We start from the raw sequence: 26,591 nt of genomic DNA, 5'->3' as shown, positions 1-26,591 counted from the left end.
CCCTCCCTGACCCTCCCCCGCTTCGCAGGGGAGGGGGATTCAAATTGCAAACACGCCCTAGGGCGTGTTTGCAATTCATGGTAACAAACTGATTTTATTAGTAATGCGCAAAAGGCTTAAAATTGATATTTCTATTCAAAATCAATGTATTATGCCCAATTGTAAACAACCCCTAGAGGGTGTTTGCACTTTGTTTGGGATGCGGTCGCTACACGGATGATTTCAGCTCTCTCCCATAGGGGAAGCAGGCCGAGCAGCAGGTATCCGCCGCGCTTGCGCGCTGGCCAGCGCCTGGTAACACGGCTCCAGCGTGCGGGTAATCATCAGCAGTTGTTGCCAGAGGACGGCGTGTTGCGGGTCGGGGTCGGTTTCCGGCGGGCGCAGTTCGTCGAGCGCGGCGCGCAGGGTGTCCAGGCGTTCGTGAAAGGTGTCCGGCGGCAGGTCAGCGAGGCTTTCGAGCAGGTCGGCGATGTTTTCGCCGAGCGGGTAGTAGCGCGCGAGGAAGGGGTCGCTGTCGCCGCGTCCGGCGGGGTTGCGGTAGGCGCCGAGCGCCGAGATGTAGCCAATGAGGCTGTAGTTGTGGTTGAGCAGGCGGAAGGCGGTTTCTTGTTGGGCGGCGTATTTGCGCGGTTCGCTGTTGATGTCGGAGACGGTGCTGCCGAGTTGTGCCGCCTGTTCGTGCGTTTGGCGGCGGATGCTGCGGTAGGCGAGGTCGTCGCCGCCGCCGTGTTGTAGTTGACCCAAGATGTGGCGCAGGTAGGCGGCGTCGCTGCGGATGGCGGCGCGGGCGGTGTTTGCCAGCGTCAGGTAGCGCCAGTCCGGCCAGAGGTATGTTACCGCCGCCCAGGCGATGCCGCCGCCGATGAGGGTGTCGAGCAGGCGGCGCGGCACGGCTTCGTTCAGCTCCACCAACCCCGCGAGCGAGAGCGCGGTCAGCGCCTGCACGGTGATGAAGAAGGTGGAGAAGCTGTATTTGCGGTTGCGGAAGTAGAAGAAGCAGGTGGTGCTGATGATGATGAGCCACAGTTTGGTGGCCACTGTCGGGGTGAAGTACGGCGCGATACCGGCGGCGATGACGCCGAGCAGGGTGCCAAGCACGCGCTGGTTGACCCGGCTTTTGGTGGCGGTGTAGTTCGGCTGGCAGACGAAGATGGCGGTGAGCAGTATCCAGTAGCCCAGTTCGAGGTCGAGCACGGCGACGATGAGGCAGCAGGCGAGGACGACGAGGGTGAGGCGCACCGCGTGGCGGTACACCGGCGAGGCGAGGGTGAGCTGGCTGCGCAACACAGGCCAAAGCGCGGTGAGCGCCGGGTCTTCTTGCGCGGCGATGGCGCTGTTGTGGTCGTTCGGGTCGGGGTCGTCGCTGTCGAGGTGGGCGAGCTGGTAGTTGATGCTGCGCAGGTTGTCGAGCAGGCGCTGTAGCGGCGCGCGGCTGCCGTCGGTCAGGCGGTTGTCAAAGTGGCGTTGCAGCGACTGGCAGATGCCGTCGATGGCACGTTCCAGGCGCGGGTCGTGGTGGTAGCTGTCGTGGTTGTGCAGAGCGGTGGCGATGTTGCGGCACGCCTGCGCCTGCCATTCAATCAGCCGCCAGTAGCGGAAGATGAGGTCGCTGTTTTTCAGTTTTTCTGCCAGTTCGCGGTAATCGACGTGCGCCGAGCTGATGCGTTCGTGGATGTCCTGCGCGGCGAAGTAGTAGCGCAGCATCCGTGCGGTGCGCGGGTGGCGGTGCTGGCCGCGCATCCGGTAAAAGAGGGTGCTGCGGCAGCGGTTGAAGGCCTGGATGAGCGCGGTGTTGGCGAGCGCAAGCCGGGTCTGGCGCGGGGCGTAGTCGTCGTCATCCGGGTCGAAGTAGCAGGCTTTGGCGTCAATGTAGTCGGCAAGCGCGGCGTAGGCGGCGGCCATGTTTTCTTGTACCTGGCGGTGCGGAAAGAGGATTTGCGTGAGCAGGGTGCAGCCGCCGTAGAGGACGGTGCCGAGGAGGATGAGCAGCGGGTTGGCGTACCACGGCAGCGCGGCGGTGTAGGCAAGCGTCGTATAGATGGCGACCACCAGCGCGCCAAAGGCAATGGTGCGGTAGCGCAGCCCGACCGCGCCCATGTAGGTGAAGGTGAAGGTCATCAGCAGCATGGCGGCGATGTAGGCGACGGGATGGGCGAGGGTGAGCTGCACGGCGAGCGAGGAGGTGGCAAAGGCGGCGAGGACGATGCCGAGGTCTTTGACGCGGCCACGCAGGCGGTTGTCCAGATCGACCAGGCCGCCAGCGATGACGCCGAGGACAAGCGGCACCGCCAGTTGCGGGGCATTGAAATACCAGATGGCGAACGCGGCGATGCTGACGCTGAGGAACACGGGCAGGGTGGAGATGAGGCTGATGTTGGGCAGGATTTTTTTCACGGTAGGGCAGGGGGGTAAAAAGGTAACGATTGTATAGCGCGGGGCGGGGATGGCGCCATGAGATATGGCATGGAAAACCCTGACAGGGCGGTGATGGCATCATTTTGCGGGGTGTTTGCCGCAAGTTTGCGAAATATCGGGATTGTTGGCAGCGCGGTGGTTTTTGCAGCAGCATTTTTTACAAGTCTCCCGCCGCTAACCGTATGAAAAACATGAAGGCAATGTTTCAATCGCTTCAGGGATAAGAACTGTTCCCGTTTAACCCGGCAGCGACAGCGTTGCCGCTTTTTTATATCTGACAAGTCAAGGAATCTTTATGCACCACCCCACCGCATTCCGCCTCTCCGCGCTTTCATTGGCGCTCTTTGCCGCTGCCAACTAGGCGCAGGAAGCGACCCAGCTTGAAGCCATCACCATCAAAAGCGAAGGCAACGCGAACGCCACCGCACCGGTCAAGGACTGGCAGGCGCTCGCACGCAGTACCGCCACCGACGTCAAGGCCGCGCTGCAAGACGAGCCCGGCGTTGCCTTTGGCGGCGGCAACGGCACCTCGCAATGGACGACCATCCGTGGCCTCGGCGAGAGCAACATTGACTACAACGTGGACGGCACGGTCAGCACCAGCCAAATCTTCCACCACCAGAGCCGCTTCATGAGCGACCCGGCGCTGATGAAACAAATCCGCGTCGAAAAAGGCACAGGCGCGGCGAGCGCGGGCATCGGCGTCATCGGCGGCAGTATCAAGGCAGAAACGCTGGATGCCACCGACCTGCTCGAAGACGGCCAGGCGGTTGGCGCGCGCATCAACGGCGGCGTCAGCAGCAACAAAGGCCATAACGGCGGCTTCGCGGTCTATGGCCAGGGCGGACAGGTGGACGGCATCGCCATCGCCAACTGGAACACGCAAAAAGATTACAAGGCGGGCGACGGCAAAAAAATCGAACACAGCGGCCTCGGCGCGCGCAGCTTCCTCGTCAAGGGAAACTACCACATTGACGACCACAACCGCCTCACCCTCAGCCAGCGCCGCGAAGAACAATACGGCGAACGCAACCTGCGCGAAGAATTCTCCTTCGGCAGCAACCGCGCCGCGCCGCGCCACCGCCACCGCATCGCCGATACCACCAACCTCGCCTACGAAGGACGCGGCCTCGGCGCGATTGGCGACATTGACAGCAACCTCTTCTACATTGACAACCGGCAAAAAGCCGAAGGCGAAACCGTGCGCATCAAAACGCAGGGCTTCAACCTCGGCCTGACCACCCCGCTGGGCGACAGCGGCCACCGCGTCAAATACGGCCTCAACCAGCGCCAGGAAAAAGCCAGTCCGGGAACCCACGAAACCGCCAAACACGACCAGAAAAAAAGCGACATCGGCGGCTACGTCGAAGGCATCTGGGACTTCAAGCCCGTCACCCTCACCACCGGCGTGCGTTACGACCGCTACGAGCTGCACGACACCCACCACAACAAAAACAGCGGCAGCCGCATCAGCCCCAGCATCGGCGCCATCTGGGACGTGAACGACGATCTCGCGCTGCGCGCCAGCTACAACACCGCCTCACGCAGCCCGCGCCTCTACGAAACCATGCTCGCCGACACCGACCTCCGCTTTGGCAAGCGCGTCAAGGCCGAACAGGCGCGCACCGCCGAAGTGGGCGGCACCTGGCGCTTTGGCGGCTTTGAACTCGACGGCAGCTACTACCAGCAAACCATCAAAGATTTACAAAACTACCGGGGCGCGAACTGCCGGGGCCGCGAATGCGAATACCGCGAACTGGTCAGCGAAGGCAAACTGAAAAACCGGGGCTACGAAATCAGCGCCGCCTGGCATTGGGAAGGGCTGAGTGCGCGTGCGGGCGTGAACTACAGCAAGCCGAAAATCAACGGCGCGACCGCCGACACCATCGCCACCGCCATCCCGATGGGCAGACAGTGGTACACCGGGCTCTCGTACCGCCTTGACAACCCGTCGCTGGAAGCGGGCTGGCGCGGCAGATACGCCGAAAAAAGCAGCTACGTGGACGAAGACGGCGAAACCAACCGCCGCGCGGGTTACGGCGTGCATGACCTCTATGTGAACTGGCAACCGCTGGGCAAGGACAACTTCAACGTCAACTTCGCCATTAACAACGCAGCCACAGCCAGCGCGCGGGCAGCATCAGCCTGCCGGAAGCAGGGCGCGAGTTTCTGCTGAACTTCAATTACCGTTTCTGAGAGGCCATTTGACGTCTGTTGGCAACAGCGGAAAATTTCCGCTATTGCCGCCAGAGGGTTGCCGCGTTTCAGCAAAAGAAAAACCGCCCGGCAGGGGCGGTTTTTTTGCAGTTATCAGCGTTATTGCAACCGCAGTGGCGTCTCGCCCGTCTCTATCTGGCCGATGATGCGGGCGTCTTCGCCGTGACTTTTCAGGGTAGCGATGACCGCATCCGCTTCATCTGGCGGGACGATGAGGATGAAGCCGATGCCCATGTTGAAGGTGCCGTAGCATTCGTCTTCGCTGACCTGTGCGCGGATGGCGTCAATGAGCGGCGGGCGCGGGAAGGTGCGGGTATCGACCACGGCGGTCATGCCTTTGCCGTAGGCGCGTGGCAGGTTTTCCGGCAGGCCGCCGCCGGTGATGTGCGCGAGGCCATGCACGCGGTGCGCGGCGAGCGCGGCGAGGACGGGTTTGACGTAGATTTTGGTCGGGGTCAGCAGGTGCGCGCCGACGCTTTTGCCGTCCACCACCGCGTCAAGGTCGGTAAAGATTTTGCGCAGCAGTGAGTAGCCGTTGCTGTGGTAGCCGGAGGATGGCAGGCCAATCAGCACGTCGCCCGCCTGCACGCGGCTGCCATCGATGAGGTCGTCTTTTTCGACGACGCCGACGGCGAATCCGGCGATGTCGTATTCGCCCGGCTGGTAGAAGCCCGGCATTTCGGCGGTTTCGCCACCGATGAGCGCCGCACCCGCCTGTGCGCAGCCGTCGGCGACGCCTTTGACGATGTCGGCGGCGACTTCGGCCTCAAGTTTGCCGCAGGCGAGGTAGTCGAGGAAGTATTGCGGTGCGGCGCCGTGGCAGAGGATGTCGTTGACGCACATGGCGACGGCGTCAATGCCGATGGTGTCGTATTGGCCGAGGGCGAAGGCGATTTTCAGTTTGGTGCCGACGCCGTCGGTGCCGGAGACGAGGATGGGGTGGCGGTAGCCGCTCAAGTCGTAAAAGGCGCCAAAGGCGCCGATTTGTCCGAGGACGCGGGCGTTGTGGGTCGCGCCCGCGTATTGTTTGATGCGGGCGACGGTGTCGTAGCCCGCTTCTTTGTCCACCCCCGCGCTTTTGTAGTCGAGGCTCATGCGTCGTCGTCCTCACGTTCTTCGAGGCGTTCCAGCACGTCCTGGTAGGCTTCGAGCAGGCCGCCGAGGTCGCGGCGGAAGCGGTCTTTGTCGAGGTGTTCGTTGGTATCGGCATCCCAGAGGCGGCAGCTGTCCGGGCTGATTTCGTCGGCGAGGACGATTTCGCCGTCAATGGTGCGGCCAAATTCGATTTTGAAGTCCACCAAGAGGATGTCGCATTCGTCGAAGATGTCAAACAGGGTGGCGTTAATCTGGTCGGTCAGTTCGTAGATGCGGTCGAGGTCTTCGTAGCTGGCGATGCCGAGGGCGACGGCGTGGTCGTCGTTAATCAGCGGGTCGCCGAGGGCGTCGTTTTTGTAGCAGATTTCAAAGATGGGGTATTCGGTTTCGCTGCCTTCTTCAAAGCCGAGGCGGGCGGCCATCGAGCCGGCGATGACGTTGCGCACGATGACTTCGAGCGGGATGATTTCGACTTTTTCGCAGAGTTGCTCGCGGTCGTTCAGGGTATCGCGGTAGTGCGTCGGGATGCCGGCGGCGATGAGCGCACGGAAAATGAGGGTGGCAATGCGGTTGTTGAGGATGCCTTTGCCTTCGATGATTTCGTGCTTGGCGCCGTTGCCCGCAGTGGCGTCATCGTTGTAGTGGATGATGACGAGTTCGGGGTCGTCGGTCGCGTAGATGGCTTTGGATTTGCCGGTATAGAGCAGCGCGCGTTTTTCCATGATACACCTCAGGTTATGAATTGAAAGCCGCGATATTATAGCGATTGTCGCCTGTTATAATCCGCTTTTCTTCCCTGTATGTGAGGTGTTTTATGCCCGTTATTAACGTAAAAATCGTCGAAGGTCGCACGGTCGAACAGAAACGCGCGATGGTCAAGGCGGTCACGCGCGCGGTGTGCGAATCGCTGGGTGTGGCCGAGTCTGCGGTGTGGATTAGCATCGAGGACATGAAGCCGGAGAACTTCGCCCAGGGCGGTGAATTGCGGCTGGATCGCAAATGATGCGCGCGCTGGCGCTGGCAGCGCTCCTCATACTGGGCGGCTGCGGCGACGATGGCGTCTCCCGCGTTGAGGTCGCGCGCGTCGCCGCGCCGGATGGCAAGGCGGATGCGGTGGTGGTTGAGGTCAATGCGGGCGCGACGGCGGATTTCGCCTACGACGTCTTCGTCTTGCCGCATGGCGCTGCGGTTGGCGGCGAAGCAGCGCTGCGGCTGTATGGCGCGACGCGCAATGCCCACGCCTATGGCGTCAACCTGCGCTGGGCATCGCCGGCGCAGTTGCGCGTGGAATACCTGAAGGCGCGCCGCATCCTGCAAGAGCAGCGAACCGTCACCGTCGCCGGAACCCCAGTACAGGTGGAAGCGGTTGCCGGGGTGAACGACCCGGCCGCGCCCGCAGGCGGCATGGAATACAGCCAACAGCACGGGGCGACGCCATGAATGCGGCGGACGAAGAACGCCTCGCGCGGCTGGAAATCCGCCTCGCCTATCAGGAGGATTTGCTGGCGACGCTGAACACGGCGGTGGCCGAATTGCGCGCCGCGCTGGATTTGCAACAGGGACAGTTGCGCCTGCTCTGGCAACAATTGCAGGAACGCGGCAGCGAGACGCCGCGCAGTCTGGCGGACGAAGTGCCGCCGCATTATTGAGGGGCAAACGATGCGTAACCATCTTCCCTGGCGCTGGCAACTGGCCGCCTTGCCGCTGTTCATCGCCGCCATCTGGTTCACCAACCTGCGCGAAGAACAGGCGAACCCGTCACCGCCTGCCACCCGCACCAACGACAACACCGCGCTCTACGCCGTCATCGCCCAACAACGCGGCGGGGCGGCGGTCTGCGGCGCGGGGCAAGTCAAAAAAGTACTGAAGGACGATACCGAAGGCAGCCGCCACCAGCGCTTCATCCTTGACCTCGGCGCAGGAAAAACGGTGCTGGTCGCGCACAACATCGACCTCGCGCCGCGCCTGCCCGATTTGCATCCTGCCGATCACGTCGCCTTCTGCGGCCAGTACGAAACCAACGCGCGCGGCGGCGTCATCCACTGGACACACCGCGACCCGGCAGGACGCCATGCAGACGGCTGGCTGGAATTACGCGGCAAGCGGTATCAATAGACACCACACCGTCCATCAAAGCCGTTCACGCGGCAGACCGTCGGGCAAGCATAAAAAAACCGGATGCGCTGGCATCCGGTCGGAGGAAAGGGCAGGGCGGTCAGTTGTCAAGACGCACACCACCGAAGGAGGTATTAAGACTGCTGTCGTTGGGGAAAACGACCTGTCCGGCGGTTTCTTTGGCATTTTCACCATAGAGTGCGCCTTCATAGCGGCCTTTGTCGTTACCGACCACGCTGGCGTTGCCGCTGTATTCAGCACCGCGCAGGCGACCCTGTTTCAGGTCAATGTCGCGACGCGTCCCGGGAAGAATGATTTTGCCGTCAACGATGCGTTCACCGAAGTCCACATTGAGGGTGCTTTCACCTTTGGTATAAACCTTGTCGCCAACAGTATCCCAGCGCACGGCATTGCCGTGATAGACCGCCTTGCCGCTTTGCGGAACGTTGTCGGTCTTGTCGCCACGATAACGCAGCTCCTTAACCTGACCGCTGTTATCCGTCCAAACGCCGTAGAAGGAAGCGTACTGGTTGTAGCCGTGCAGTTTGCCGTAAGGCGTGGGGATGACAACGCTGCCTTTGGCTTCTTTGGAAAGATCGATTTTGGCATCATCGGCAGTAATGCTGTCGCTGGCACCAGAACCGCCACAGGCAGCGAGCAGGGTGACAACAGCGGTAGAGAGCAGAATATTTTTCATCGCTTTATTCCTCTTTAATCGTGAATTGCAGTGCTCTGTTTTGAGCGCGGGCATTATGGCGCGCTTTGTTGTAAAAGTCCGTGGGAATTTGGTCATTTTGTTGTCAGTATGCGACAAGGTTCAGGTCGCCAAAGACAGCCCCAAGCTAAACAGCAGGTTGATGACGCAGGTAATGAGGACGATGCTTTTCAGCTCGCCCCCGGCGCGGGCGGGGTCGGCGGCGCAATAAAGGCGATTGGCGTGGCAGGCGAGGGCAGGGCAGGCCAGCAACCACAGCAGGCTGGCAGGAGCGCTCGCGGCGTAGGCGAGATAACAGGTTGCGGCGGCAGCGAGCAGCGCGAGGTGAAAGCGTTTGCTGCGCGCAAAGCCGAGTTTGACGGCGATGGTGCATTTGCCGACGGCGGCGTCGCTGTCAATGTCGCGCATATTGTTGACGTGTAACACGGCGGCGGAGAGCAGGCCGCAGCCGGTCGCGGGCAACAGCACCGCCGGGGTGTAACCGCCGCTTTGCAGGTAATAGCTGCCGATGACGCCGAGCAGGCCGAAGAAGCAGAAAACACTGACTTCGCCGAGGGCGTGGTGGCCGTAAGCGTAGCGACCCACGGTGTAGGTGATGGCGGCGAGGATGGCGAGCGCGCCGAGCAGCAGGAACAGCAACAGGCCGCTCCAGCCGGGCGAGCTGACCGCGAGCAGGGCGATGCCGAAGGAAAGCGAGGCGAGGACGCCCGCCGCCAGCAGTTGCCGCATCTGCCGGATGCTGACCGCGCCACTAGCGGTGAGGCGGCGCGGCGCACTGGTGGGACGATGGCGATCGGTGCCGCGCACGCCGTCGCCGTAATCGTTGGCGATATTGGAGAGGATTTGCAGCGAGAGCGCGGTCAAAAGGGAGAGGATGAAGACGCTACAGCGCCAGTTACCCTGATGGTAAGCCAGCGCATTGCCGCAGCAAATGACGGCGAGCGCGAGCGGCAGGGTGCGTGGTCGCGCCAGTTCAATCAGGGTTCTCATGTGATTTTAATGGGGTTTTATAAAAATATAGCGGTTTTGTCGCGCAGATTTTGCCTGATTGCCTCATAAAGGACAACCGCGACCGCATTGGAAAGATTGAGACTGCGCGAGCCGGGCTGCATCGGCAGGCGGATTTTCTGCGTGGCTGCGAGCGCAGCGTGAATGTCGGGCGGCAAGCCGCTGGTTTCGCTGCCAAAAAGCAGCACATCATCTGCGCCGATGGTAGCGTCAAACAGGCTGCGTTCGCCTTTTGTCGTCAGCGCCCAAAGTTGCCGCCCGGCGATTTCTTGCGCAAACGCTGCCCAATCGTCGTGGTGGCGAATGGCAGCAAACTCGGCGTAATCCAGTCCGGCACGGCGCAGACGGCGGTCATCCCAGGTAAAACCGAGCGGGTGGATGAGATGCAGCACCGCGCCGGTATTGGCGCAGAGACGAATGATGTTGCCGGTATTGGGAGCGATTTGCGGCTGGTAGAGGGCGATGTGTTGCATGATGAATCACGGATTGGGCAGAGCAGGGCGCGCATCATAAACGGTTTTGTCCTGATGCGAGGCCGTATTCAGCCTGCCGTAAATAAAATGACAAAATTTTGGAGGCTCACAGCAGAATTATCCGTATCGCCTTATGGATAAAGAAAAATAATGATTTTTGGATGACCCGTGGGAGCCTGCCATAATCCCGTTATGAATCATCAATCATACTCGCGTGAGAGTGAAATTATGCTGAATGACATCAGGCGATATTCAAGCCCTTATACTAATGATTGTGAAAAAATAAAGCTACAAAACATGAAGATAGCAGAAAACGCTTGCAATAACGCACACCATCTTCAGCAAAAGCAGAGACACCATGACAGACAAACAGCTTGCCATTAACCACCGTAACAGATTTTGATAACTTCTTAGAATGAACATTATGTGTAAAAATCCCGCCAAACGTCATTGAAAACGCAATTGGCGGGACGTTCAAACCATAAAACAAAACCACACAAAATACAAATTTCGCTATCCCGGTGAACCGTTGCTTAATCTTCCTGCCCGCATCTGCTATCATCCGCCCCGTTTTTTCAACCACCTGGAACATTTATGACTTTTACCGACACACACCGCCGCCTCACCCTTGCCGTCTGCGGACTGGCATCCTGGGGATCCATCGCCTTTGCCTACTATTATCTGGAGAAAACGCTGTACCTCACCCCGTGCAACCTCTGCATGATGCAGCGGCTGGCGTTCGCCCTTATCGGCTTTTTCTTCCTGCTCGACGCGATTTTCTGGCCGCAGCGCCCGGTCGCGCGTTACCTGATGCGCCTTTTCAAATATCTTTCGGTTTTCTTTGGCATTGGTCTCGCCGCGCGCCATCTCTACATCCAAAGCCTGCCGCCAGATCAGGTGCCCGCCTGTGGCTTTGATTTCTACACGATGATGGAAAAAGCGCCCAGCGTTTTCCACGGTTTTCTCAAGGCGATGCAAGGCGACGGCGACTGCGCCATCCGCGATACTGTCTTCGGCTTGCGCATTCCCGTGTGGTCGATGATTCTCTTTATTGGCCTGTTATTTGTCTGCATTTTCTGCGAACGCGGCAAAACATCACGGAACTGAGCCATGCTGCGCCGACTACCCGCCTTTGCCCTTCTCGCCGCGCCGCTGCTCGGTGTTTTTTATGCACTTGGCCTTTATTACGGCGAACGTTTATTTTTTACGTTCGGCGCTCGCAATTGCCAGTTTTTTATGCTCAATGGCGGATTAATGGTAATGCTTAACTGGCGGCTTTTGTCAGAACCCGGCGTACGGCGCAAGGCTTGGACGGGGACGCTATTGCTGCTTGCATTCACTACGCTTTGCCACGCCTACATACAGCAGCGTTTTCATGTATTTAGCGACAATTACTACCGGGATTTTGCGCCTGTCATCCTTCTCTCCACCGTGACGCAAACCGGCGCGCTGCTCCTCGCCACCTTTTGCGAAAAACACGCGCAACGCCCCGCCGACATCGCCCTCGCCGTCTGCGCTAACCGCTTCATTTTCAACGGATTGCTCTACGGCCTGTTCATCGTCCTCACCGCGCTGATTTTCGGTCTCGGCTTCGCCCTGCTGCGCCTGGTCAATATCGACCTTTGGCGACTGCTCGGCGAACCCGGCCAGCAAATCCTCATCGGCCTCTGCGGCGGCGTGAACCTGCTCATCCTCAACCTTGCGCCGCTGCCGGAACGCGAGCGCCCCTTCCCCTACCTGCACATCTTCCAATACATCGCCCTCGCCTTCGCCCTTTTCTACCTCGCCGTGCTGCCGTTCGCCAGCGAACATATCGACAGCGGCCAGCGCCTTGCCATCGCCACTGTCCTTTGGCTGCTTGCCATCTGGCTCTACGACCGCGAACGTCCCCGGTTACAGCTCAACATCCTCACCGCCAGCGCGGGCATCGCCCTCGCCTGTCTCAGCCTGCACGGCGTCGCCATCCGCATCGGCGCTTACGGCCTGAGCGAAGACCGCGCCTACGCCCTCTATCTCATCCTCGCGCTGCTTATCGCCCACGGCGGACTGCTGCTGAAAATGCTCGGCCTCTGCCGCCGCAACGCCTTTGCCCAACGCGCCTTTACCGCCACCATCGCCCTGCTCGCCGCCTGCACCCTCGCTACCGCGCTATTGCCGCTGCCGCGCTGGATACTGGCGAGCCAAGTCGCGCGCTACACCAGCGGCGGCGCTGACCCTGCCGAGCTGGCCAACACCTACCTCTTCCGCAACTACGGCAAGGCGGGCGAACAAGCCATCACCGAAATCCGCGCCTGGCATGGCGACAGCGACGCTGTGACAGCGCTCAAAGAAGCCGGACTGCCGCCTGAAGAACAAAAAGCCCATGCGCTGGCGCGTTTCCGCACCGCGTTACACACCTACCCCGGCGACTACCAGCCGGACGAGGCCACCGTTGCCGCCGCCTACGAAACCGGACACGACAGCGCGAACGCCATCCTGCTGCAAACCGACGCCGACCACGATGACACCCCGGAGACCCTGCTACTGCTCTGGGACGGCGAAGACTATTGCAGACATTACCGCTACGACAGCGCCGGACAGCGCTTTGACTACAACAGCGACACCCCCTGCACCACCGACCCCGCCGCCGCCTTGCGCGCGCACGGCATTCAGTACCAGCGCCCGCATTATGACGACATTGTTATCGGCGACTTGCGCCTCAACCTGAACACCAACCCCTGATCATGACGCCAAACAACCCCGTCGCCGCCCGCCTGCTGCAAGACCTCGCCCACGGTGATGCCTTCGTTCGCATGAACTACCAGGGCGCGGCGCATATCCTCCCGGTCGCCCTGCGCGATGACGTCCGCCTCGATGACCTGCTTGGCATCGACCGGCAAAAAACCGCGCTGCTCGCCAACCTTGACCACTTCCTCAACGGCGAACCCTGCCAGCACATGCTCCTCTGGGGCGCGCGCGGCACCGGCAAATCCTCGCTCATCCGCGCCGCCCTGCTGCACTACCGCGCCCGTGGCCTGAAAAGCCTGCAAATCGCCTGCGACGACCTCGCCGACCTGCCCTTCCTCCTCTGGACGCTGGCGCACAGCCCCGACCCGTACCTCATCTACATCGACGACCTCTCCTTCAGCGCGGGCGACGGCAGCTATCGCGCGCTCAAAGCGGTGCTGGACGGCGCGCTCGGCGGCATCGCCCCCAACCTGCTGCTCTGCCTCACCTCCAACCGCCGCCATTTACTCGCCGAATACCACCGCGACGAGCGCGCGCTGCATCCGCAAGAAGACGAAGAAGAACAAGTGTCGCTGGCGGAACGCTTCGGCCTGCGCCTCGCCTTCCACCCGCTTGACCAGGAACAATACCTCGCCACCGTCGCCCACTGGCTGGGCCGCCCGCTTGACCCGGCGACACGGCAACAGGCGCTGCAATACGCCCTCGCCCACGGCTCGCGCAGCGCCCGCGTCGCCGCCCAATGCGCCCGCAGCCTGCGCTGACAGCTTTATAAGCAATACATCCCCACCCAGGAGCCCGCCATGACCCCATACACCCCGCCCAAAGACAGCAAAATCGCCGTCGGCATCTCCGGCGGCGTGGACTCCTCCGTCGCCGCCTTGCTCCTGCGCGACGCGGGCTACGACATCTTCGGCATCTTCATGAAAAACTGGGAAGAGACTTACAGCAGCGGCTATTGCAGCGCCGAAGAAGACGTCGAAGACGCGCGCGATGTTTGCGAAACCCTCGGCATCCCGCTGCACACCGTGAACTTCGTCGCCGAATACCACGAGCGCGTCTTCCGCCACTTCCTCGCCGAATACGGCGCCGGACGCACCCCCAACCCGGACATCCTCTGCAACCGCGAAATCAAATTTGCCGAAATGGCGCACTACGCCGCAGAACTCGGCGCGGACTACCTCGCCACCGGCCACTACGCGCGGCGCGGCACGCACCAAGGCGCGCCCGCGCTCTACAAAGGCGTGGACGGCAGCAAAGACCAAAGCTACTTTTTGAGCCAAATCACCCCGGCGCAGCTCGACAAAGCGCTGTTCCCGCTGGGCGGCATGGAAAAAAGCGCCGTGCGCCGCATCGCCGAAAACGCGGGACTGATTACCTACGACAAAAAAGACTCTACCGGCATCTGCTTCATCGGCGAGCGCCCCTTCCGCGACTTCCTCGCCAACTACTTCGAAAACAAGCCCGGCAAAATGATAACCCCGCAGGGCGTGTGGGTTGGCGAACACATTGGTCTCATGTACTACACCATCGGCCAGCGGCAGGGGCTGGGTATCGGCGGCATCGCCGGGGCGAGCGAAGAGCCGTGGTACGTCCTCGACAAAAACCCGGCGGACAACACCCTCATCGTCGGCCAGGGCGAACACCCGCTCCTCTACCACGACACCCTCACCGCGCGCCAACTCGCCTGGCTGAACGAAGCGCCGGAAGCCGGGCGCGTCTATCAGGCAAAAACCCGCTACCGCCAGCCCGACCAGCGCTGCCGCATCACCTGGCAGGGCGCGGACGAAATCACCGTACAATTCGACGAACCGCAGCGCGCCATCACTCCCGGCCAGTATCTCGTCCTCTACGACGGCGAACGCTGCCTCGGCGGCGGCGTCATCGAGGCGCGCAGCAACCGGGCAGAATCCCAACCCTGACGGAGATGCAAATGTATTATTTCGTCCTCTATACCCTCCTTATCCTGTTGGCGCTATTCGCGTCCTCTTACGATATAAACAAGAGCTACAGCAAGCCCAGCGATTTTCTCGACAGCCTGCGTGATTTCTTCAGTGGCGATGGGGGTGACGGTGGTGATGGAGGCGACAGCGGCGGTGGCGACTAAGAACCTGTTCAAAATCCCGGTTATCCACATGAACTTGAATTGCTACGCCGAATTTCCCCCTCCCCTGCAGGGCGCGCAGCGCCCGCAGCGGGGGAGGGCCGGGGAGGGGGTAGCGATATTATCGATAAACCGAAATTCTGCTTTTTCAATTATTTGCTGCCCTCACCCCAGCCCTCTCCCATAGGGAGAAGGAGCATCATATGCTGAACTTCCTTATCTTTATGAAATTTGTCCTCATCGCACTTGGCTTCTACTACAGCCTGAAGGAGCGCAAATACCTGAAAGATATAATAAAACGTGGCCACGGCGGTTTCCATGACGGCAGCGATGGCGGCGGTGACAGCGATGGTGGCGGTGATTATGGCGGCAGCGACTGCGGCGGTGGCGGCGATTGTGGCGGCGGTGGCGACTAACTGCCCAAAACCTGCCCGGACGGCAGGTTTTTTACCGTCTTCACCGCTTCGCGCAGGAAAACCGCGCCACATCGGGTATCCTTGCCCGCCCCAACCCCAATCCCGGAGACTCTTATGCCCGCCAACATCCTCGAAGTCGCCCTCGCCGCCAGCCCGGCGCGCCACTACCCCATCCACATCGGCCACGGCCTGCTCGCCGACGCCGCACTCATCGCCCAAAGCGCACCGCAGCGGCAAATCTGCATCGTCAGCAACGACGCCGTCGCCGCGCATTACCTCGCCCCGCTCGAAGCGGCGCTTGCAGACAAAGAGCGCATCACCGTCCGCTTGCCTGATGGAGAGACCCACAAAACGCTCGCCACTTGGGCGGGCATCCTCGACGCGCTGGTCGAAGCGCGCTACGACCGCGATTGCCTCGTCATCGCTCTCGGTGGCGGCATCGTTGGCGACATCGCCGGATTCGCCGCTGCCAGTTACCAGCGCGGCGTCGCCTGCCTGCAAATCCCGACCACCCTGTTGGCGCAGGTGGATTCCTCCGTCGGCGGCAAAACCGGGGTGAACCACCCGCAGGGCAAGAACCTCATCGGCGCCTTCCATCAGCCGCAGGCGGTCATCATTGACACCGCGACGCTCGCCACCCTGCCGCCGCGCGAATTTGCCGCGGGCATGGCGGAAGTCATCAAATACGGCCTCATCAACAGCGCCGATTTCTTCGCCTGGCTGGAAGCTCACCGTGACGCCATCGCCGCGCACAATCCGGCGACGCTGCAAACGATGATTGCCCGTTGTTGCGCCGCCAAAGCGGCCATCGTCGCCGCTGACGAGCGCGAAAGCGGCCAGCGTGCGCTGCTCAATTTCGGCCACACCTTCGGCCACGCGCTGGAAGCGCTCACTGCCTACCGGCGCTGGAAACACGGCGAATGCGTCGCCATCGGCAGCGTCATCGCCTGCCGCCTCGCCGCCCGCCTGGGACGCATTAGCGACGACGAGGTTGACCGTGCCGCCGCCCTCTTTGCCGCCTTCAACCTGCCGACCACCGTCCCGGCGGACCTCACCACCGACGCCATCCGCGACAAAATGCAGCTCGACAAAAAAACACGCGGCGGCCAACTGCGCCTCGTGCTGCCGCAGCGCTTCTGCGACAGCGGCATTGACCGCGACATCAGGGAAGCCGACATTGCGGCGGCGATAGACGCCTGCCGGGCATGAGCGCCCTGCCCCATTTGATGCAGCCCGACTGGAACGACGTCCACCATTTCACCGTGCTGGTGGAGCGGGAAACGCTCACCGCCGCCGCAGAAGCGCTGAACGTACAGCACAGTACCGTGTCGCGCCGCATCGAGCGATTGGAGCAAACGCTGGGGTTGCGCCTGTTTGACCGCATCGGCAAACGCTATCTTTTGACCGAAGACGGCGCGCGCCTCTACCAGCACGCGCGCGGCCTCGCCACCGATATGCAGCAACTGGGACGCATCGCGCGCGAGACGGTGCAGGCGATGAGCAAAGTGATTGTCAGCGCGCCGCCGCTGATTGCCAAAGGATTGTTGATGCCACATTTCGCGGAATTTCGCCGCCGCCAGCCGCGCATCTGCCTCACCCTGCACAGCGAGGTGCAACTGAGCAATCTGCACCGGCGCCAGGCGGATATTGCGCTGCGCCTGGTCCGCCCCGCACAAAACGACCTCGTCGCCCGCCGCCTGCGCCCAGTACATTACCGTCTTTACGCGCACCGTGATTATCTGCGCCATACCGCCCGCGCCGACTGGAGTTTTCTCACTCTGGATCCCGTCGGCGCGCACGGCCTGTGGTTGGCCGAGACCCTGGCGCAGGAGCAAACCGCTTTCATCTGCAACGATTTCGGCCTCATCCGCGACGCGGTGGCACAACAATGTGGCATCGGCCTCCTGCCTGATTTTTGCGTCCGCCGCGAAGACCCGTTCTGCCAAGTCACACTGGGCGATGCGCCGACCGAATTTGCCGCCACGCTCTATCTCGTGCTGCACGAAGGGCTGCGCCATGCGACAAACATTCGCGCCGTCGCCGATTTCCTCGTGGAAAAACTGGAAGAAAAAACAAAATGAAGGGCGAACAGCAGCAGGCGCCAAACAGAGCGCAGCCCCGTCTGGCATTGCCGTATAACCAATTGAACAAAACGCGGGCGACGGTATAAACTGCCGCCCTTTACCCGCCCCCGGAACTACCATGTTTCTCCTCCTGTCCAACGACGACGGCTACCTCTCGCCCGGCCTGCGCCAACTGGCCGATGCGCTCGCCAGCGAAGCGACACGCATCGCCGTCATCGCCCCCGACCGCGATTGCAGCGGCGCGAGCCACTCGCTCACCCTCAAACGCCCGCTATCCGTCACCGACCACGGCGCGGGTATCTGGAGCGTGGACGGCACCCCGTCGGACTGCGTTCACCTCGCGCTTACCGGCTACCTCGACACCCTGCCCGACATGATCATCTCCGGCATCAACCACGGCGCCAACATGGGCGAAGACGTCCTCTACTCCGGCACCGTCGCCGCCGCCTTTGAAGGACACAACCTCGGCCTGCCCGCCATCGCCGTCTCCAGCACCGCGCACCACCCGCAACACCTCGACAGCGCCGTCAAAACCGTCATCGACCTCTACCGCCACCTCACCGCGAACCCCTTGCCGCGCAACACCTTCCTCAACATCAACATCCCCGATCTGCCCTACAAAGACCTCAAAGGCTACCGCGCCACCGTCCTCGGCGCGCGCCACCCTGCGGGTCCCCTGCAAGAAACCAAAAACCCGCGCGGCAAAACCCAATTCTGGATCGGCTCGGCGGGCAGCCGCGTCGAAGGCAACGAACAAACCGACTTTCACGCCGTCGAAAACGGCTACATCTCCGTCACCCCGCTCCAGTTCGACCTCACCGCCCACCGCGAACTGCCCGACCTCGCCGCCTGGCTGGAGCACAGCCGATGAAACACGCCCTGCCGCTCATCCTCTGCGCCCTCATCCTTGCCGCGTGCAGCAGCGGCTACCGCGCGCCCACCGCTACCCAACTGCACGGCCAGCGCGGCGCACTGCGCCCCGGCGGCGACTACACCGTCCGCCCCGGCGACACCCTCTTTGGCATCGCCTGGCGTTACGGCCTTGACATCCAGGAACTGGCCAACTGGAACAGCATCAGCGACCCCAACCACATCCTCGTCGGCCAACGCCTGCACACCACCCCGCCGCGCGGCGTTGCGCTCCGCCCCGTTCACATCCCGCAAATCAGCAGCAACGGCCAACCCGGCTGGAGCTGGCCGACCCGTGGCCGCGTCATCAGCGAATACAACGCCAACAGCCCCGGCGGCAAAAACCTCAAAATCGGCGGCAGCCTCGGCCAACCCGTCAACGCCGCCGCAGACGGCGAAGTCGCCTATGTTGGCAGCGGCCTCACCGGCCTCGGACGCGCCGTCGTTATCCGCCACGGCAACGTCTTCGCCGCCTACGCCTACCTCGACAACATCCGCGTCAAAGAAAAACAACACGTCCAGCGCGGCCAACAAATCGCCAGCATGGGCATCGGCCCGCAAAACACCCCGGCGCTCTACTTTGAAACCCGCCAGGGCAGCCAGACCGCCAACCCCTACAGCTACATCGGCACCACCCCGCGCTACTGAACCCGCATGAACTACCAGCACCACACCCACCACAGCGAAGAAACCTACCACCACTTCTTCCGTGTGCGCCGCTACACCGTCAGCTACGAAAGCTTCCGTGGCGGCATGATCGAACACGTCGAACGCGAATGCCTTGGCGGCAGCCACCACGTCGTCGCCGCCCTGCCTTACGACCCCGAACGCGGCCGCATCATCCTCGTCGAACAATACCGCATCGGCGCGATGGTCGCGGGCGAAAACCCCTGGCAATACGAAATCGTCGCCGGCTTCATGGACGCGGACGACCCCTCGCCCGAAGCCAGCATCCAGCGCGAACTCGAAGAAGAAATCGGCACCCGCGCCCGCCGCCTCGAACACATCCACACCTACCTCGGCAGCCCTGGCGGCAGCGCAGGCCGTACCCACCTCTACCTTGCCGAAATCGACAGCAGCCAAATCACCCCCTACACCGGCCTCCTTGACGAAGGCGAAGACATCGCCGTCCACAGCCTGCCTTACACAACCGCCCTCGACTGGCTCGCCCAGGGCAAACTCGACAACGCCAACACCCTCATCGCCATGCAGGCCTTCCTCCTGCGCCACCCCCAATAACCACACGAGGCATCCACAGCATGAACCCCAAAACCACCCTGCGCGGCATCCTCCTCGCCGCCCTCCTCGCCGCCGCCCTGCCCGTCGCCCACAGCGCTCCGGCCAAAACCGCCGCCAAACCGGCAGCAACCAAACCGGCCACCAACAAAACCGCCGCAACAAAACCCGCGACCAACAAAACCCCCGCCAAACCCACCCCGGCCAAAGCGGCACCAGCCAAAACCACGACCAAAACCACTGCGGCCAAACCGGCTGCCCCCGGCAAAACCGCCGCCAAAGCGGACAACAACCCCAAAAAAACCGCGAAAACCACCGCGGCCACCAACAAACCCGCCGCCAAAAACGACAAAACCAAAGACACCAGCAAAACCGCGACAGCCAAAAACGACAAAACTAAAAACACCGCCAAAACCACGACAGCCAAAAACGACAAAAGCAAAGACACCGCCAAAACCACCACAACCAAAACCGACAAACCCACCGCCAAAAACAACCCCTGCGGCGACCAGCGCCTGGCCGCCTTGAGCGCCGCGCGCGAAGGCAAACTGGACGCCCTCAAAAAATACCACGACCAAAAATGCCCCTTTAACATCACCGACACCAGCGGCCTCACCCCCTACGACCTGGCCACCCTGAACGGCCACAAAAACATCACCGACTGGCTCATCCAAAACAAACACGCCAAAAAAGACCAGCACAGCAGCGCCTACACCAAAACCCTGCAAACCAGCCTGAACTTCCTCGGCTACAACGCCGGCCCCGCCAACGGCAAAACCACCGCCGCCACCACGGCCGCCATCAAGGCCTACCAAAAAGCCAACGGCCTTGCGACCACCGGCAAAACCGACCCCAGCTGGCTACCCGGCCTGAACACCCAAATCAACAAAAAACTCCAACAAAAACTGCGCGCCGAAGGCTACGACACCGGCGGCAGCAAAGGCATCATCGGCGCCAAAAGCCAAAACGCCATCCAGGAATACCGGAAAAAACACAAACTGGGTACCAACGACAACCCGCAAGACAGCCAACTCCTTGCCCAACTCATGAACGGCGACAAACCCGCAGCCAAAAACGACAAAACCAAAGAAACCGCCGCCGCCAAACGCCCGCCGGCCAGCATCGCTGCGCCCGACCTCGACCGCCGCGACGCCGAACAACGCGCGACCGAAGCCGCCGAACAACAACAAGCCGAAGCCATCGCCCGCCGCCAGGCCGAAGAACGCGAACCTGCCGTGCCGCTTGCACCGCCGCCCGTCGCCGTTGACCACGCCGCCGCCGACCTCGCTACCGCCAACCTCCAGCGCGCTGCCGCCGAACGCCAGGCCGCACTGACCCGCCAGGAAAACGAACGCCGCGCCGCCATCGCCCGCCAGGCACAACAAGAAGCGCGCCGCCGAGCCGCAGCCGCCGACCAGGCGACCCTCGAACTCGAACAACAAACCGCTGAACGCCAAAGCGCCGCCCGCCTTGCCGCCGAACAAAACGCGCAGACACAACCCGCTATCGCCCGCGCCGAAGCCGAGCGCCAGGTCGCCCTCGCCCAACAACAAGAAGCCCAGCGCCAACAAGCCGAAGCCGCGCGCGCCCGCCTTGCCGCCGCCGAAAACGCCCGCCAACAGGCCGAGGCCGATCGCGCCCGCTTCCGCGCCGAAGCGACCCAGCGCGCCCAACAAATCGCCGCCACCCGCCAAACCACCAGCGCCGACGCCACCGTCCTGCGCCCGGCGGCGACCACCCCGCTGCTCGCCCAAAACAGCCCGCGCCCGGCCAACGCACTCGCCGCCGTCGCCACCCCGACCGCCACCAGCGTTCCCGCGCCTGCCGCCGCTGCGCCGAAAACCCGCAGCAAACCCGGCTTCAACCGCATCAGCGGCAGCCTCAACATGGGCGGCAACGGCAGCATGGTCACCCACTGCACCATCAACGGCCAGAACATCGACCCCGGCTGGTGCCAACAATACTACCCGGACGGCAGCGGCAAACAATGCAACGCCGTCATCAGCGGCAGCGGCAGCGTCGTCTCCCTCACCTGCAAATAACCCGCCGCCCTGCCCTGCTGCGAATCCCGGCGCGCCCTGCGCCGCGCAGCAGGCGGCCCTTGCAAACAGCCCCTGAGCATACGCAGGGGCATCTTTTCCCCACCCGTGAAAATCCTGCACACCGCCGACATCCACTTGGGGCGCAACCTCTACGGCCGCCGCCGCCACCACGAATTTGCCGCCTTCCTCGACTGGCTCGCCGCCACCCTTGATGCCGAGCACATTGACGCGCTCATCATCGCGGGCGACCTCTTCGACAGCACCACCCCGCCGACACAAAGCCAGGCGCAGTACTACCAGTTCCTGGGGCGCATCGCCGCCGGATACTGCCGCCACATCATCATCACTGCGGGCAACCACGACTCGCCCGCCTTCCTCGACGCCCCGCGCGACATCCTGCGCGCGCTCAACGTCCACATCATTGGCGCGGCACGCGACCCCGCCGACGAAGTGCTGCTGCTCAAAGACCGCGACGGTGCGACGGAAGCCATCGTCTGCGCTGTCCCCTATTTGCGCGAACGCGACCTGCGCACGGCAGACGCGGGCGAAAGCGCCGCCGACAAAAGTGCGAAACTGCTCGACGGCATCCGCGCCCACTACGCCGCCGCCGTCGCCCACGGCGAAACCCTGCGCGGCGGTGCCGAGCTGCCGCTCATTGCCACCGGCCACCTCTACACCGCAGGCGGCGAAACCAATGAAGCACACGACCACGAAATCGGCACGCTGGCGCACGTTCCGGCGGACGCCTTCCCCGCCGCCATCGACTACCTCGCCCTTGGCCACATCCACCGCGCGCAGCGCATCGGCGGCAACGAAAGCCGCCGCTACAGCGGCTCACCCTTGCCGCACACCTTCGCCGAGGCCGAACAGCCGCGCAGCGTCTGCCTTGTCGAATTTCACGGACGCCGCGCCAGCGTCCGCCCGCTGGCCGTGCCCGTATGGCAAAAACGCGCCCGCCTGCGCGGCGACCTGCCTGCCCTTGAAGCCCGCCTGACGGAACTCGCGGCGACAGGCGACAACATCTGGCTGGAAATCCACTACGACGGCGACGCCATCGCCGGTGGCATTCACGAACAGCTACACGCGCTCACCGCCGACACTCGTCTGGAAATCCTGCGCATCAAAAACGAGCGCATCCGCGAGCGCGTCCTCGCCCAACACCGCGCCGACGAAACCCTCGGCGACCTCAACCCGCTTGACGTCTTCGAGCGCTGCCTTGATGCGCACGACGTCCCCGCCGCACAGCGCGACACGCTGCGGCAGAGCTACCACGAAATCCTCAACCAACTCCCGCCACCATGAAATCCCTCCTCGTCCTCGGCAGCAGCAACATCGACCATATCGCACAAATGGCCGCCTTTCCCAAAAGCGGCGAAACCCTGCACGGCGACCATTACCACCGCGCCTACGGTGGCAAAGGCGCGAACCAGGCCGTAGCCGCTGCGAAAAGCGGCGCGCCGACCCGCTTCATCAGCGCCTTTGGCAACGATACCGCGGGCGGTGAACTGCGCAACCATCTCGAACGCCTCGGCATTGACTGCGACGGCAGCAAAACCGTCGCCGACAGCACCGGCATGGCGATGATCTGGCTCAACCACGCCGGCGAAAACCGTATCGTCGTCATCGCCGGGGCCAATGCTGCGCTGGACGCCGCCCACGTTGAACGCGAGCAGGCGCACATCGCGGACGCGGGCATCCTGCTGCTGCAACTGGAAACCCCGCTCGATGGCATCATCCGCGCCGCCACCATCGCCCGCGCCCACGGCGTGCGCACCATTCTCAATCCCGCCCCCGCCGCCGAACTGCCGCGCGAACTGCTCGCCAACCTCGACCTCATCACCCCGAACGAAAGCGAGGCCGAACGCCTCACCGGCATCGCCGTCGCCGACGAAATGAGCGCCGCCCGCGCCGCGACCGCCCTGCACGCACAAGGCGTGCCGACCGTACTCATCACCCTCGGCAGCCGCGGCGTCTATGCGAGCATCAATGGCCACGGCGCGCTACACCCCGCTTACCGCGTCAAGCCGGTTGATACCACCGCCGCGGGCGACACCTTCAACGGCGCGCTTGCCGCCGCCCTCCTGCGCGACGAACCGCTGGCGCAGGCCATCGCCTGGGGACAGGCCGCCGCCGCGCTTTCCGTACAAAAACTCGGCGCGCAACCCTCCATCCCGGACAGCGCCGCCATTGCCACCTTCTTACAACAGCACTCCTAACGTTTCCCTAAAAAACGCTTCCTACAATGCGCGCCATCGGAAGCAAACACGCCGCCGATGAACCCAAAACCTAATAGGAGTTAGCAAATGACCAAAACCCTCACCGCCTTCGGCCTCGCCGCACTCTGTGGCAGCAGCCTCGCCTTCGCCGGACACGGCCACGGCCACAAAGGCCTCGCCGCGCTGGAGCAAAGCAAAATCAGCGCCGCCCAGGCCATTGCCACCGCCGAAAAAGACACCGGCGCCACTGCCGACAGCATCGACCTCAAACTGAAACGCGATGCCGTCATCTACGAAATCGAACTGTTCGACAGCGCGCAGGAATACGAAATCCGCATTGACGCCACCAGCGGCGAAATCCTCAGCCGCAAGAGCGGACAAAAAGCCAACCCGCCCGCCAAAAGCGCAGTCAGCCTGAGCCAGGCGATAGAAACCGCCGAAGGCCAGGGCAAAGGCAAAGTCGTTGAAGCCGAGCTGGAAGGCCGCCGTGACGGCAGCGTCGTGTACGAAACCAAAGTCATCGGCAGCGACGGCAGCCGTTACGACATCGACGTCAGCGCCAGCGACGGCAAAGTGCTGCGCAGCGAAGCACGTCCCGGCAAACACGGCAAACGCCCGCCAGCCGGCGCCCCGGCGGCACAACCTGCTGACGCAAGCGCTCCCGCTCCGGCAGCACAATAAGCGATAACCGCAAACATCCCATGACGTAAAGCAAGGGGCGGTCAGGACAACCTGACCGCCCTTTTGGCAAAACAGCTCTGGGAACCTGTTTGAAGTCTGCGGGTAAAAGCGGAATTTCCCCTCCCTCGCAGGGCGAAGCCCGCAGCGGGCGGGTTTCGTGCGTAGGATGTGTGTCGGCTACGCCGACACGTACCCTACGCACGGAATTCGCCATAGCGTACGCCCCGGCGCATTGTTCGCGTCATGGCGACGATATTGTGGTGGCGGGGTAATTGCTATAAACAAGGCCGGATTACTCCGGCCTTTCTCCTTCCCGCCACAAGCCATCGAACCACGCTGCCAGCGTCGCCGTCCGCAGCGTATCGCGTCCCCAGCGCGGATGGTGCAGCGCACGCATCCAGCGTAGCGGTCGCACCGCCGCCTCAATCGCTCCCAACACCTCCGGCGGCAGCGTGCCTGTATGGGCGCGCCAGCGGCGGGCGGCATCCGCCAGCGTACCCTGCGCCTGCAACAGCCACAGCGTCGAATGCAGATAGCAGAGATAATCGCGGCTGGCGCAGGCAGTAAATGACAGCACCTGACCGGGGTCTTCCTCAAAATCAATAAAGCCGACCGCGCCGTCATCACACAGCAGCATATTGCGCGCAAATGCCTCGCTCAAATAACCGCCGCGCGCGTGTACCGCGCCGATGGCGTCCAGCCCCTGCTGCCAGCGCGCGATGCCGTCGCGTTCCATCGCGGCGAGCAGCGTCTCCTCGCCCAAATGCGAAAACATCAGCCCCTCCGCCGCCTGCGCCAACAGCCGCGGCACACGCACGCCCAATGCCGCCAGTGCCTGCAAACGCGCTGCCTCCGTCGCAATCACCGCGCGCCCGCCCGGATGCGGAACCGGCTCCAGCGCTTCCAGATGCAGCCCGTGTGCAAACAGCCCCAGCAGTGCATAACGCCATTTGGCAATGCGTTTGCCCGCCTTGCGTACCCAGACCCGCTCGCCGTTTTCCAGCCAATAAGCGGCAATATTGCCCGACTGTTGCGGCAATCGCGCCGCCAGCGCCTGCGCATAATCAAAAACCATCACGCCTGTCCGTAAAAAGAAAAGCACGCACCATAGCGCCGCCCGCGCCCGCACGCAAGGCGCCGCTTGACCATGCCACGATGACAGGCCGCATACTCCGTCGCCCACACTCACGGAGCCTTCCATGACAAAAGCCATCATCCTCCACGGCTACGGCGCGACGCCGGGCGATCACTGGTTTCCCTGGCTGCAACAACAATTGCAGGCGGCGGGCATCGCCACCACTGTCCCCGCCCTGCCCGATGCCGAACAGCCCGACTTCGAGCGCTGGCAACAGGGACTCGCCGCCGCCATCGGCACTGCGGACGCCGCCACCCTGCTCATCGCGCACAGCCTCGGCACGCTGTCGCTGCTGCATTACCTGAGCGCGACCCGTCCGGAACAAGTCGGCGGCATCATCCTCGTCGCCGGCTTCGGCGCGCGCCTGCCCGAACTGCCGACCATCGGCGGTTTCAACATTGACGCCTATATCGACCGCGCCCGCCTCGACGACGCCGCGCTACGCGCGATGACGCCGCACATCCACCATCTCATCAGCGACAACGACTACGTCGTCGCCCCCGCCAACAGCGACGCGCTGGCGACGCGCCTCGGCGGCACCGTGCATCGCGTGGCAAATGCCGGACATTTCCTCGCCGCCGATGGCATCACCACCCTGCCCGCCGCCTGGCAGGCCGTTCAACAAACCCTGGGAGCATAAACCATGTTCAAAATCATCATGTTGGTCAAGAAAAAAGCGGGCATGAGCGACGCCGAATTTCGCACCCGCTGGCACGCCCATTCCGAAAAAGTGCTGGCCCTGCAGGAAACCCTGCACATTCGCGGCTATGCGAAAACGCTGCCGCCGGCCGACCAACCCGCGACGATGCGCGACACTCTGCCCTTTGCCTGGGACGCGCTGGGCGAACTCTGGTACGACAGCCGCGAGGCGTTCAGCCAGGCACGCGCCACCGCCGCCGGGCAGGCGGCACTCGCCACCCTGCGCGCCGACGAGGCGACTTTCGTCGATCTGACGCAATCGGTGCTGTGGTTTGGCGAGGAGGAGCGGGTCATCTGAGCGTCCATG

31 protein-coding genes are annotated in these 26,591 nt (G+C 62.7%); 23 read left to right on the top strand and 8 right to left on the bottom strand.

Annotation, left to right across the window (positions count from 1 at the left end; translation table 11 throughout):
- Nucleotides 1-222: 222 nt before the first annotated feature.
- On the bottom strand, nucleotides 223-2,394 hold the full coding sequence (gene yccS, locus ACO54Z_RS12100; protein WP_485997245.1) for a YccS family putative transporter: 2,172 nt from the start codon (nucleotides 2,392-2,394) through the stop codon (nucleotides 223-225).
- Nucleotides 2,395-2,463: 69 nt separating this feature from the next.
- On the opposite strand from yccS, the gene ACO54Z_RS12095 reads away from it, so the two are divergent.
- Nucleotides 2,464-2,601 (top strand): hypothetical protein, encoded by a 138-nt coding sequence (locus ACO54Z_RS12095; protein ID WP_485997244.1) that lies wholly within the window; start codon nucleotides 2,464-2,466, stop codon nucleotides 2,599-2,601.
- A gap of 145 nt (nucleotides 2,602-2,746) precedes the next feature.
- Here the strand turns inward: ACO54Z_RS12095 and ACO54Z_RS12090 are convergent, their stop codons facing one another.
- Nucleotides 2,747-2,950: a hypothetical protein gene (locus tag ACO54Z_RS12090; RefSeq protein ID WP_485997243.1), complete on the bottom strand. Its 204-nt coding sequence runs from the start codon at nucleotides 2,948-2,950 to the stop codon at nucleotides 2,747-2,749.
- On the opposite strand from ACO54Z_RS12090, the gene ACO54Z_RS12085 reads away from it, so the two are divergent.
- Nucleotides 2,900-4,591, top strand: coding sequence for a TonB-dependent receptor plug domain-containing protein (locus tag ACO54Z_RS12085; RefSeq protein WP_485997246.1), 1,692 nt, complete (start codon nucleotides 2,900-2,902; stop codon nucleotides 4,589-4,591). The two genes, ACO54Z_RS12090 and ACO54Z_RS12085, sit on opposite strands and share 51 nt — an antisense overlap.
- Nucleotides 4,592-4,731: 140 nt before the next feature.
- Here ACO54Z_RS12085 and purM read toward each other — a convergent pair whose 3' ends face one another.
- Together purM and purC are read right to left on the bottom strand one after the other, a co-directional pair.
- The gene (gene purM / locus ACO54Z_RS12080; RefSeq protein ID WP_485997242.1) at nucleotides 4,732-5,727 is read right to left on the bottom strand and encodes a phosphoribosylformylglycinamidine cyclo-ligase; all 996 of its coding nucleotides are present in this window, start codon (nucleotides 5,725-5,727) and stop codon (nucleotides 4,732-4,734) included.
- Nucleotides 5,724-6,449 carry a phosphoribosylaminoimidazolesuccinocarboxamide synthase gene (gene purC / locus ACO54Z_RS12075; RefSeq protein WP_485997241.1) on the bottom strand — a complete coding sequence of 242 codons (726 nt, stop codon included), beginning with the start codon at nucleotides 6,447-6,449 and terminating at the stop codon, nucleotides 5,724-5,726. The genes purM and purC overlap by 4 nt, the downstream gene beginning before the upstream one ends.
- Before the next feature lie 92 nt (nucleotides 6,450-6,541).
- Between purC and ACO54Z_RS12070 the strand changes: the two genes are divergently transcribed.
- Genes ACO54Z_RS12070 through ACO54Z_RS12055 form a run of 4 tightly spaced genes read left to right on the top strand, consistent with a single transcriptional unit; the run spans nucleotide 6,542 to nucleotide 7,842 of the window.
- Nucleotides 6,542-6,730, top strand: coding sequence for a 4-oxalocrotonate tautomerase (locus tag ACO54Z_RS12070; RefSeq protein WP_298080551.1), 189 nt, complete (start codon nucleotides 6,542-6,544; stop codon nucleotides 6,728-6,730).
- The gene (locus ACO54Z_RS12065; protein ID WP_485997240.1) at nucleotides 6,727-7,167 is read left to right on the top strand and encodes a hypothetical protein; all 441 of its coding nucleotides are present in this window, start codon (nucleotides 6,727-6,729) and stop codon (nucleotides 7,165-7,167) included. Before ACO54Z_RS12070 ends, ACO54Z_RS12065 begins: the two co-directional genes overlap by 4 nt.
- Nucleotides 7,164-7,376 carry a SlyX family protein gene (locus ACO54Z_RS12060; protein ID WP_485997239.1) on the top strand — a complete coding sequence of 71 codons (213 nt, stop codon included), beginning with the start codon at nucleotides 7,164-7,166 and terminating at the stop codon, nucleotides 7,374-7,376. Before ACO54Z_RS12065 ends, ACO54Z_RS12060 begins: the two co-directional genes overlap by 4 nt.
- A 10-nt stretch (nucleotides 7,377-7,386) precedes the next feature.
- Nucleotides 7,387-7,842: a DUF3465 domain-containing protein gene (locus tag ACO54Z_RS12055; RefSeq protein ID WP_485997238.1), complete on the top strand. Its 456-nt coding sequence runs from the start codon at nucleotides 7,387-7,389 to the stop codon at nucleotides 7,840-7,842.
- 100 nt (nucleotides 7,843-7,942) lie between these two features.
- Here ACO54Z_RS12055 and ACO54Z_RS12050 read toward each other — a convergent pair whose 3' ends face one another.
- The 3 genes from ACO54Z_RS12050 to ACO54Z_RS12040 form a co-directional block, all read right to left on the bottom strand.
- Nucleotides 7,943-8,539 carry a Slam-dependent surface lipoprotein gene (locus ACO54Z_RS12050; RefSeq protein ID WP_485997237.1) on the bottom strand — a complete coding sequence of 199 codons (597 nt, stop codon included), beginning with the start codon at nucleotides 8,537-8,539 and terminating at the stop codon, nucleotides 7,943-7,945.
- A 120-nt stretch (nucleotides 8,540-8,659) separates the two neighbouring features.
- The gene (gene menA, locus ACO54Z_RS12045; RefSeq protein ID WP_485997236.1) at nucleotides 8,660-9,547 is read right to left on the bottom strand and encodes a 1,4-dihydroxy-2-naphthoate octaprenyltransferase; all 888 of its coding nucleotides are present in this window, start codon (nucleotides 9,545-9,547) and stop codon (nucleotides 8,660-8,662) included.
- A gap of 17 nt (nucleotides 9,548-9,564) precedes the next feature.
- Nucleotides 9,565-10,038 carry a tRNA (cytidine(34)-2'-O)-methyltransferase gene (locus tag ACO54Z_RS12040; protein ID WP_485997235.1) on the bottom strand — a complete coding sequence of 158 codons (474 nt, stop codon included), beginning with the start codon at nucleotides 10,036-10,038 and terminating at the stop codon, nucleotides 9,565-9,567.
- Nucleotides 10,039-10,632: 594 nt separating this feature from the next.
- On the opposite strand from ACO54Z_RS12040, the gene ACO54Z_RS12035 reads away from it, so the two are divergent.
- From ACO54Z_RS12035 to ACO54Z_RS11965, 15 genes are all read left to right on the top strand, one after another.
- Complete coding sequence (locus ACO54Z_RS12035; RefSeq protein WP_485997234.1) at nucleotides 10,633-11,145, top strand: disulfide bond formation protein B; 513 nt, start codon at nucleotides 10,633-10,635, stop codon at nucleotides 11,143-11,145.
- 3 nt (nucleotides 11,146-11,148) lie between these two features.
- Complete coding sequence (locus tag ACO54Z_RS12030; RefSeq protein ID WP_485997233.1) at nucleotides 11,149-12,759, top strand: DUF4153 domain-containing protein; 1,611 nt, start codon at nucleotides 11,149-11,151, stop codon at nucleotides 12,757-12,759.
- A 2-nt stretch (nucleotides 12,760-12,761) separates the two neighbouring features.
- Complete coding sequence (locus ACO54Z_RS12025; protein ID WP_485997232.1) at nucleotides 12,762-13,526, top strand: ATP-binding protein; 765 nt, start codon at nucleotides 12,762-12,764, stop codon at nucleotides 13,524-13,526.
- 39 nt (nucleotides 13,527-13,565) lie between these two features.
- Nucleotides 13,566-14,684, top strand: coding sequence for a tRNA 2-thiouridine(34) synthase MnmA (gene mnmA / locus ACO54Z_RS12020; protein WP_485997231.1), 1,119 nt, complete (start codon nucleotides 13,566-13,568; stop codon nucleotides 14,682-14,684).
- Nucleotides 14,685-14,695: 11 nt separating this feature from the next.
- On the top strand, nucleotides 14,696-14,869 hold the full coding sequence (locus ACO54Z_RS12015) for a hypothetical protein (RefSeq protein ID WP_485997230.1): 174 nt from the start codon (nucleotides 14,696-14,698) through the stop codon (nucleotides 14,867-14,869).
- A 200-nt stretch (nucleotides 14,870-15,069) separates the two neighbouring features.
- Nucleotides 15,070-15,282: a hypothetical protein gene (locus ACO54Z_RS12010; RefSeq protein ID WP_485997229.1), complete on the top strand. Its 213-nt coding sequence runs from the start codon at nucleotides 15,070-15,072 to the stop codon at nucleotides 15,280-15,282.
- A gap of 114 nt (nucleotides 15,283-15,396) precedes the next feature.
- Nucleotides 15,397-16,491, top strand: coding sequence for a 3-dehydroquinate synthase (gene aroB / locus ACO54Z_RS12005; protein ID WP_485997228.1), 1,095 nt, complete (start codon nucleotides 15,397-15,399; stop codon nucleotides 16,489-16,491).
- Nucleotides 16,488-17,363: a LysR family transcriptional regulator gene (locus ACO54Z_RS12000; RefSeq protein WP_485997227.1), complete on the top strand. Its 876-nt coding sequence runs from the start codon at nucleotides 16,488-16,490 to the stop codon at nucleotides 17,361-17,363. Before aroB ends, ACO54Z_RS12000 begins: the two co-directional genes overlap by 4 nt.
- A 121-nt stretch (nucleotides 17,364-17,484) precedes the next feature.
- On the top strand, nucleotides 17,485-18,237 hold the full coding sequence (surE, locus tag ACO54Z_RS11995) for a 5'/3'-nucleotidase SurE (protein WP_485997226.1): 753 nt from the start codon (nucleotides 17,485-17,487) through the stop codon (nucleotides 18,235-18,237).
- A complete protein-coding gene (locus tag ACO54Z_RS11990) occupies nucleotides 18,234-18,923 on the top strand; it encodes a peptidoglycan DD-metalloendopeptidase family protein (protein WP_485997225.1) in 690 nt (229 codons plus the stop codon). Before surE ends, ACO54Z_RS11990 begins: the two co-directional genes overlap by 4 nt.
- Before the next feature lie 6 nt (nucleotides 18,924-18,929).
- Entirely contained in the window at nucleotides 18,930-19,514 is a 585-nt protein-coding gene (locus tag ACO54Z_RS11985; RefSeq protein WP_298081088.1) for an NUDIX domain-containing protein, read from the top strand.
- Nucleotides 19,515-19,534: 20 nt separating this feature from the next.
- Nucleotides 19,535-21,553 carry a peptidoglycan-binding protein gene (locus ACO54Z_RS11980; RefSeq protein ID WP_485997224.1) on the top strand — a complete coding sequence of 673 codons (2,019 nt, stop codon included), beginning with the start codon at nucleotides 19,535-19,537 and terminating at the stop codon, nucleotides 21,551-21,553.
- Nucleotides 21,554-21,658: 105 nt separating this feature from the next.
- Complete coding sequence (locus ACO54Z_RS11975) at nucleotides 21,659-22,855, top strand: exonuclease SbcCD subunit D C-terminal domain-containing protein (protein ID WP_485997223.1); 1,197 nt, start codon at nucleotides 21,659-21,661, stop codon at nucleotides 22,853-22,855.
- Nucleotides 22,852-23,769 carry a ribokinase gene (gene rbsK, locus ACO54Z_RS11970; RefSeq protein ID WP_485997222.1) on the top strand — a complete coding sequence of 306 codons (918 nt, stop codon included), beginning with the start codon at nucleotides 22,852-22,854 and terminating at the stop codon, nucleotides 23,767-23,769. Before ACO54Z_RS11975 ends, rbsK begins: the two co-directional genes overlap by 4 nt.
- Nucleotides 23,770-23,856: 87 nt before the next feature.
- Nucleotides 23,857-24,450 (top strand): PepSY domain-containing protein, encoded by a 594-nt coding sequence (locus ACO54Z_RS11965; protein WP_485997221.1) that lies wholly within the window; start codon nucleotides 23,857-23,859, stop codon nucleotides 24,448-24,450.
- 292 nt (nucleotides 24,451-24,742) lie between these two features.
- On the opposite strand, the gene ACO54Z_RS11960 is transcribed toward ACO54Z_RS11965, so the two are convergent.
- Complete coding sequence (locus tag ACO54Z_RS11960) at nucleotides 24,743-25,525, bottom strand: BUD32 family EKC/KEOPS complex subunit (RefSeq protein ID WP_485997220.1); 783 nt, start codon at nucleotides 25,523-25,525, stop codon at nucleotides 24,743-24,745.
- 124 nt (nucleotides 25,526-25,649) lie between these two features.
- Here ACO54Z_RS11960 and ACO54Z_RS11955 point away from each other — a divergent pair, with 124 nt between their 5' ends.
- Nucleotides 25,650-26,225, top strand: coding sequence for an RBBP9/YdeN family alpha/beta hydrolase (locus ACO54Z_RS11955; RefSeq protein ID WP_485997219.1), 576 nt, complete (start codon nucleotides 25,650-25,652; stop codon nucleotides 26,223-26,225).
- A gap of 3 nt (nucleotides 26,226-26,228) precedes the next feature.
- The gene (locus ACO54Z_RS11950) at nucleotides 26,229-26,582 is read left to right on the top strand and encodes an EthD domain-containing protein (protein WP_485997218.1); all 354 of its coding nucleotides are present in this window, start codon (nucleotides 26,229-26,231) and stop codon (nucleotides 26,580-26,582) included.
- Nucleotides 26,583-26,591 lie beyond the last annotated feature (9 nt).

Source organism: Cardiobacterium sp. (assembly GCF_057314735.1).
Note: the sequence above shows the minus strand (reverse complement) of the source record. Positions and strands in the feature narration are given on the sequence as shown.